This window comes from Tractidigestivibacter sp., assembly GCF_057241865.1.
The window spans coordinates 101,618-109,126 of record NZ_DBHHPX010000004.1 but is presented as its reverse complement, the minus strand read 5'-3'; the positions used below and the strand labels follow the sequence as shown (position 1 = coordinate 109,126).

At 63.2% G+C, this 7,509-nt stretch carries 8 protein-coding genes; 5 read left to right on the top strand and 3 right to left on the bottom strand.

Features of this window, described 5'->3' with window-relative positions; genetic code table 11:
* Positions 1-167: 167 nt before the first annotated feature.
* Both ACO59D_RS02510 and ACO59D_RS02505 read right to left on the bottom strand, forming a co-directional pair.
* The gene (locus tag ACO59D_RS02510) at positions 168-557 is read right to left on the bottom strand and encodes a tyrosine-type recombinase/integrase (RefSeq protein ID WP_485125634.1); all 390 of its coding nucleotides are present in this window, start codon (positions 555-557) and stop codon (positions 168-170) included.
* A 255-nt stretch (positions 558-812) separates the two neighbouring features.
* Entirely contained in the window at positions 813-1,358 is a 546-nt protein-coding gene (locus tag ACO59D_RS02505; RefSeq protein WP_485125633.1) for a hypothetical protein, read from the bottom strand.
* Between the two features lie 486 nt (positions 1,359-1,844).
* On the opposite strand from ACO59D_RS02505, the gene ACO59D_RS02500 reads away from it, so the two are divergent.
* From ACO59D_RS02500 to ACO59D_RS02485, 4 genes are read left to right on the top strand one after another with little or no spacing between them, the layout of a single operon-like run.
* Entirely contained in the window at positions 1,845-2,183 is a 339-nt protein-coding gene (locus tag ACO59D_RS02500) for a thiamine-binding protein (protein WP_130812611.1), read from the top strand.
* Positions 2,184-2,186: 3 nt separating this feature from the next.
* Positions 2,187-2,978, top strand: coding sequence for an ABC transporter permease (locus ACO59D_RS02495; RefSeq protein ID WP_485125632.1), 792 nt, complete (start codon positions 2,187-2,189; stop codon positions 2,976-2,978).
* On the top strand, positions 2,978-4,060 hold the full coding sequence (locus tag ACO59D_RS02490; RefSeq protein WP_130812609.1) for an ABC transporter substrate-binding protein: 1,083 nt from the start codon (positions 2,978-2,980) through the stop codon (positions 4,058-4,060). The genes ACO59D_RS02495 and ACO59D_RS02490 overlap by 1 nt, the downstream gene beginning before the upstream one ends.
* Positions 4,061-4,894 (top strand): ABC transporter ATP-binding protein, encoded by an 834-nt coding sequence (locus ACO59D_RS02485; RefSeq protein ID WP_130812608.1) that lies wholly within the window; start codon positions 4,061-4,063, stop codon positions 4,892-4,894.
* 23 nt (positions 4,895-4,917) lie between these two features.
* Here ACO59D_RS02485 and ACO59D_RS02480 read toward each other — a convergent pair whose 3' ends face one another.
* The gene (locus ACO59D_RS02480; protein ID WP_130812607.1) at positions 4,918-5,970 is read right to left on the bottom strand and encodes a hypothetical protein; all 1,053 of its coding nucleotides are present in this window, start codon (positions 5,968-5,970) and stop codon (positions 4,918-4,920) included.
* A 297-nt stretch (positions 5,971-6,267) separates the two neighbouring features.
* Here ACO59D_RS02480 and fba point away from each other — a divergent pair, with 297 nt between their 5' ends.
* Entirely contained in the window at positions 6,268-7,140 is an 873-nt protein-coding gene (fba, locus tag ACO59D_RS02475) for a class II fructose-1,6-bisphosphate aldolase (RefSeq protein WP_130812606.1), read from the top strand.
* The last annotated feature ends 369 nt before the right edge of the window (positions 7,141-7,509 follow it).

Here is a 7,509-nt window from a genome sequence, read left to right as displayed (position 1 = left end):
TGTCGGTCGAACAAATCAGTCTCTAGGTCTTGACTTCATATAGCTGGTCTCCGTCCGTTGCGTCCGCCTTGGGCCCCAATGTAGACAACGCGTGATTGGCGTGTCACGCGGAGTGGGGGCGAGGAATCCCTAGGAGATCCCCTAAGGTCCGGGTCACGGAACCTTCACTACGCGCGCTGTGCCATGAGCCTTTCCACCACCTTGCCCGCGGCGGCCTTGGCGGCGGGGTCGGTGCTCGCGTAGACGTTGAGCGTCATGGCCACCGGCGAGCGCCCCATCAGGCTCGCGACGGTCTTGGGGTCCACGCCCGCACGGAGCATGGCCGTGGCGTAGGTGTGGCGGAGCGAGTAGTAGGTCGCGGGCGTGCCCGTGGTGCCGATGATGTGGCAGTCCTGCGCGAAGGTCGCGAACTTGTGGATGAGCGTGCAGTAGGACATGGGCTCGCCGTCCTTGTCGACGAGGACGTAGACGCCGTTCAGCTCCCTGGGGTTCTCGGTGCCGAACTGCGTCTGCGCCCAGCGCCTGAGCCTGGCCGTCAGGTCTGAGTCTATGGGGATGTCGCGCCGGCCGGCGCGGGTCTAGGGCTCCTTCCCCAGGCTCTTCCCGTTCTTGTTGGTGAGGGCGCGGCGTATGTGCAGGTAGCCTCTGTCCAGGTCGACGTCCTCCCAGTGAAGCCCATCGCCTCCTCGTTCCTGAGTCCCGCCCCCAGACCCAGGCGCACGGCGAGCGTGAACTGACTGTCCCCCATGAGGTCGAGGAGGGAGAGCAGGCGCTTGCGGGTCTCGTCGTCGATGGCGCTCTTCTCCTTGCGCTCAACGCGTGGCAGCCTGGCGGATCTCGTGTGTGGCGTCGGGGGGGATGTAGCCGGCCTCCACGGCGTCCGCGAGGTGCCGCTTGAGGCTGTTGTGGATCCTGGCCACGGTATCGGCGACGTAGCCCTCCTCCAGGAACTCGGCGTCCAGGGCCCTCACCGTCCTGGTGGTGATCTCGTTGACGTAGGGGTTGCCCAGGTGCCTGCGGATCACATAGACCTCGCTGCGGTACTTGGTGGCCGTGCTCGCGGCGATGAGCCTGTTGGCCTCCATCTGCTCGATGCTCTCCAGCATGAAGCCGCAGACCCGTGGGACGTCCTCCTTCCTCTGCTTCTCCAGCAGGTCTCCCATGATGGCCTCGCGCTCCAGCTGCTCGCGGATGCGACGTTTCTCCCTCTGGGCGGCCCGCTGGCTTGTGGCGCGGAAGTTCCTTGAGATGTACTTGCGCACCTCCCGGTCGTACTGGTCTCGGCCGTAGTAGCAGAACCCAGCCTGCCAGCGGTCGCCGTCAATGTGCCTTACCGAGCCCTCCGAGTACTTCGTCATGCCGTGCCTCCCGTCGCCTGTTGCGCCGCCGCGCGTCTCGATGGTCCGCGGTAGGCGCCCGGAAATTCCGAAACTGGGTAGTGCCGAGATACCTTCCAGATGGATTCCGTTCCTAGGTGGACTGTCGAGCCCAAGAATCCATCTGAGAATCCATCTAGGGGGTGTCAATTAGGCTAACGTGACGGACTCCTGGCACATCCAGATGGACTGCGATTCCGGACTCCACGGACGAGAAAGTACTCGTGTCATCAAGCGCCATAAGCTGGCGTATGACCCTGTTTACCTACTGGTTTGCGATGGACTGGGTGCGCGGTATAATGGCTTCGACATGGGGGAGCTGGGGCTATGGCCCGGCTGAGAGGTGACACCTTCTGCCACGACCCAATTACCTGATCCGGGTAATGCCGGCGTAGGGACCAGAGCACCGAATGTTCGGGCACCTACGGAAACGTGGGTGCCTTTTTTGGTGCCCGGAAAGGAGGGTGCATGAACTGTTCCGTCGCGATTCAGTTCTTGCCCATGGACGCCCAGACCGACGATGAGGTCTGTCGCGTGGTCGACGAGGTTATCGCCTATATCGACTCCACCGGCGTGGACTACTTCGTAGGTCCCTTCGAGACCGCCATTGAGGCCGACTACGACACCTGCATGGAGATCGTCAGAAACTGCCAGCTCGTGGGTGCCAAGGCAGGTTGCAGGAAGATGTCCACGTACGTGAAGATCGACTACCGCCCCGATGGCGACGTCATGACCACCGAGCACAAGGTGGGGAAGTACCACCCCACAGATACGGAGTTCTCGCACAAGGCCGAGGAGGTTGCGTAGCCGGTGTCCAGGCAGGCTCAGGCCCCACGCGCTTCTCGCGCTCGCCGCATCCTTACCCCGCTTCTTACGGTGGTGGGGCTTCTCGTTGTGTGGGAGCTGGTCGTTGACACGGGCATCATCCCCAACTTCCTGCTACCCACGCCGGTGCAGGTGGTCGAGGCATTCGCGAATGACATATCGCTCATCGTGGGCCACGCTGCCACCACGCTCGAGGAGACGGCGCTCGGACTTCTCATTGGTGTTGCCCTGGGCTTTGCTATTGCGGTGCTCATGGACCGCTTTGAGGGGTTCTACCTGGCACTGCAGCCGCTCGTGACCATCTCGCAGACCATACCCACCATCGCCATTGCACCTCTTCTGGTGCTGTGGTTTGGCTATGGCCTGGCACCCAAGGTGATCCTCATCGTGATTACGACGTTCTTTCCCATCACGGTGTCGCTCATCTCGGGCTTCCGCTCGGTTGATCCCGACGTGATTGACCTCATGCGCACCATGAACGCCTCGCGCTGGCAGGTGTTTCTCTACGCAAAGCTCCCTGCGGCCGCCGACCAGTTCTTCAGCGGCCTGCGCATCAGCGCCACCTATGCAATCGTGGGCGCGGTTATTGCGGAGTGGCTTGGCGGCAACTCCGGCATGGGCGTCTACATGACGCGCGTGCGCAAGTCCTTCTCGTACGACCGCATGTTCGCGGTCATCATTGTCATCTCTGCGCTGTCGCTTGGCCTCATGAGGCTCGTTGACCTGCTGCAGCGCGCATGCATGCCCTGGAAGAGGGCAGAAGGGAACAAACGATAATGGCTTCTCACTTCTCGCTTTCTGGCGTCATCTCTCGCCGCTCGTTCATCCGTGGCGGCGTTGCGGCCTCTGCCGCCCTGGCGCTTGCCGGCTGCGGGCAGCCTGGCTCCAACCAGCCCGGCTCCTCTGACGCGACGTCTACGAGCGACTCGTCCAGCACGAGCGGCTCGAGCGAGGTCGCCAAGATCTCCTTCGTGCTTGACTACACGCCCAACACCAACCACACCGGCATCTACGTGGCGCAGTCGAAGGGCTTCTTTGCCGAGGAGGGCCTCGACGTCGAGATCGTCCAGCCGCCCGAGGACGGCGCGGATGCCCTCATCGGCGCCGGCGGGGCGCAGATGGGCGTCTCCTACCAGGACGTTATGGCCAATAGCCTCTCGTCTGACCAGCCCATGCCCTATACGGCCGTGGCTGCCATCATCCAGCACAACACCTCGGGCATCATGAGCCGCGCAGCCGATGGCATCACACGCCCCAAGCTCATGGAGAACCACACCTATGCAACGTGGGACCAGCCCGTGGAGCAGGCAACGATCAAGGACGTGGTCGAGGCCGATGGCGGCGACTTCTCCAGGGTCTCGCTCGTGCCCTACAACGTGGATGACGAGGTCTCGGGCCTCAAGGCCAACATGTTCGATACCGTGTGGGTCTACGAGGGCTGGGCGGTCCAGAACGCCAAGGTCCAGAACTACGATGTCAATTACTTCTCGTTTATCTCGATTGACGACGTGTTTGACTACTACACGCCGGTCATCGCCGCAAACGACGACTTCGCCAAGGCCAACCCCGACCTGGTCAAGGCTTTTCTCCGTGCGGCCAAGAGGGGCTACGAGTATGCGGTGGAGGACCCGGATGACGCGGCGGAGGTCCTCTGCACGGCTGTGCCCGAGCTTGACGCCGACCTCGTGCACGCAAGCCAGAACTACCTTGCCACGCAGTACATCGCTGATGCATCCAGCTGGGGCGTAATCGACTCTGCGCGCTGGGCCAAGTTCTATCAGTGGCTGAACGACCAGAACCTGGTCGAGAACAAGCTCGATGTGAACAGGGGCTTCGACCTCTCGTATCTGGAGGCGTAAGTGAGCGCAGGCAAGACAGCTGCCGAGAAGGAACGAGCTTTCGGTGCCGACGGTGCCGTCACCTCGGGCGCAGACGTTGTGCCGGCGCTCGAGGCCCGTGCGCTTACGCTCTCGTGGGATGGCGAGACGACCGTGGTCGATCACATCTCGCTCGTCGTTGACGCAGGCGAGGTCGTCTGTCTTGTCGGCCGCTCTGGCTGCGGCAAGACGACCATCCTCCATGCGCTCTCGGGCTTGACGCAGCCCCTCTCGGGCCAGGTGCTGCTCCACGGCCAGGACGTGACGGGCGCACCCGGGCACGTAAGCTACATGCTGCAGAAGGACCTGCTCCTTCCCAGCAGGCGCATCATCGACAACGTGTGCCTTCCGTTGCTCCTTGCGGGTGTCCCGCGTGCGCGGGCCCGCGCAGAGGCCGAGCCGCTCTTCGAGCGCTTTGGGCTTGCGGGCACGGAGGAGAAGTGGCCGGCCGAGCTTTCCGGCGGCATGCGGCAGCGTGCGGCGTTCATGCGCACCTACCTCATGGGCGCTGACGTCACGCTGCTGGACGAGCCCTTCTCGGCGCTTGATGCCATCACGCGCGTCGAGGTGCGTCACTGGTTCTGCGAGATGGCCCGCGACCTGGGCCTCTCCGCGCTTGTGATCACGCACGACGTAGACGAGGCGGTCTCGATGGCGGGCCGCGTCTACGTGCTGACGGGAAGCCCCTCCGAGGGCGTGCCGAGCCACATTGCCGGTGAGGTCCAGGTGGACCATGGCGCCGCAGGCGAGGGAGACTTTGCGCTTACACAGGAGTTTCTAGCCGCAAAGCGCGCGGTCCTCTCGCTTTTGGGATGAGACAAGGGGACAGTCCCCTTGTCTCATTTGCCGTTGGAGCTCGAGGTGTTGCTCGAGCTGCTGTTGCTCGAGCTGCTGGACGAACCGTCTTTGCTTGTGCCCGACGAGTCGGAACTCGAGTTCGACTTGCCCGAGTTGGAGTTCGCCGAGTCGCTCGTCGTGGAGCCAGGTCCGCTGTTGGAGCTGGAGTCGCTGCTGGTTCCGGAATTGCTGCTGCTAGACCCCGAGTTGCTGCTCGACCCGGAGTTGCTGCTCGTGCTGTTGTTGTTCTCGGAGTTCGACGACGTGCCCGAGTCGCTCGTCGAGGAATCCGACCCACTGTCCGTCGCCGTGGGGGTCGACTCAGTCGTGCTGGTGGACTGGGGCTCTTCGGGCTTCTCGGCTTGCGCGTTCTCCTGGGACTTTCCGGGCTGGGTCTGGGTGGCCTGGGTCTCTTCGGTTGTGGTCTCCTGCGTGCGTCCGGGTGTGGCCCCAATGCCCTTGCCCTCGGTAAGCGCGTACACGAGCACTGCCGAGACAAGCACGGCAACGATGCCCACGATTACGGATGCCACCACAAGGCGGCGCTTGATGTTACGGCGCTGGCGCTCGCGTGCGGCGCGACGGAAGCTTTCGGGCACGATGCGCGTGCCGGACGGTGCGAACTTGACCTCTCGGCCGTCGGCGCTGGGGTTGGTGCCTGCTGGCGTCCCGGCGGCGACGGTCTTCTCGGCGTCAACCGGATGGGGCATGAGCACGGTCTGCCCCATGGCGGGGGAGGTGCCTGCGGTCTTCTCGGCGCCTGACGCGCTGTTGTCGTCTGGCCCTACGGCGCCCTTGATCGCTTCGGCCGACTTCGAGAAGAGGCTGTTGAGGACCGACGACGACACCGTTGCAGCAGCGGCGCCTACGATGGCGCCGATGAGCGAGCCCGCCACGCCAATCTGCGACGAGAGCGAGAACGACACCCCCGCGGCAAGTGCGCTGGCGAGTATCTGTGCAAACGAGAGGTCGCCGAAGACGCCGCTCGCGTGCTCGTCCTGGCTGTCCCTCTCGTCATTCGGACTGCTGACATCCGCCTTGGATTCCTGCGCCAAGACACATCCCCCCTTCGGTCGCGTACCCTCGCGCGGCCCCTCTCTTTGGGATACCCGAGTATAGGCTTGCGGCCAACGTCTGGCGTCCATCCTCACGAAGAAGAGACAAGCCTCGCCATGGGACAAGGACAAGGTGACAGTCCTTCCGTCTCACTTCTCAGATGGGACATGCGAGACTCGGATGGGACATGCGAGATTTCGCATCCTTGCAGCCACTCTAGGGTGTGAAGGCTCTCATATCGGGTATTATTGACGGAGTACCACATCGTTCAACTTCCAACAGATGGAGGTCACGCTATGCTTGTCAATGCAACTGCAATGCTTCAGAGCGCCGAGAAGGGCCACTATGGCATTGGTGCCTTCAACACCAACAACCTTGAGTGGGCCTCTTCCATCCTCGATGCCGGCGAGGAGCTCCAGTCACCGCTCATCATCCAGTGCACCAGTGGTGCCGCCAAGTGGCAGACCTCCTTCAAGGTCGTTGCCGACATGGTGAGGGACCTCATCGAGGCCAAGAACATTACCGTCCCCGTTGCCCTCCACCTCGACCACGGCTCCTATGAGGCCGCTCTTGAGTGCGTTGAGGTCGGCTTCACGTCCGTCATGTACGACGGCTCCCACGAGGCCAACTTCGAGACCAACCTTGAGCATACCGCCGAGATCGTGAAGCTCGCCCACTCCAAGGGCATCTCCGTCGAGGCTGAGGTCGGCGGTATCGGTGGCACCGAGGATGGTGTGACCGCCAGGGGCGAGCTGGCCGACCCCGATCAGTGCAAGGCCATCGCAGACCTCGGCGTTGACTTCCTGGCCTGCGGCATCGGCAACATCCACGGCATCTATCCTGCCAACTGGGAGGGCCTGTCCTTCGACCGCCTGCAGGAGATCAAGGCCAAGACGGGTGACCTGCCCCTCGTTCTCCACGGTGGTACCGGCATCCCCGTTGACCAGGTGAAGAAGGCCATCTCCCTTGGCATCTCCAAGATTAACGTCAACACCGACCTGCAGCTGGTCTTCGCGGCCGCTACGCGCAAGTACATCGAGGGGGGCCTCGACCAGCAGGGCAAGGGCTACGATCCGCGCAAGCTCCTCAAGCCCGGTCGCGAGGCCATCAAGGCCCGCACCGAGGAGCTCATCAAGGAGTTTGGCTCCGACGGCAAGGGCTGGAACTAGCGGCCTGCCGTTGCAAGCTGCGTCGCAAGCGCCGCTCGTCGCAGGGCGTTCTGAGGGCCCGTCCGGCATGTCCGGGCGGGCCCTTTCCTGTCACGCGACTCCCGTCCCCGTGTGCCGCTCGCGCGACCCAGCCCTGCAGAGTCCGATTGGCTAGGGGCGGATAGGCAATCGGCCTTCTCAACACGACCATTGGCGGAAGGGGGCGGCGGCTTCTGCATCTTTGTTCCGCCCTGCTTCTGTGGGGAGATGCGGGGAAGGGGGTGCCGTCCGAGGCTTTCTGCCTGCCGTTCAGATATGCCCTCTTGCAGGATGCAAGAAATAAGGTTAACGTTCACCTTAAACGAGGGGGACCGTGGGACCATCCAGTCT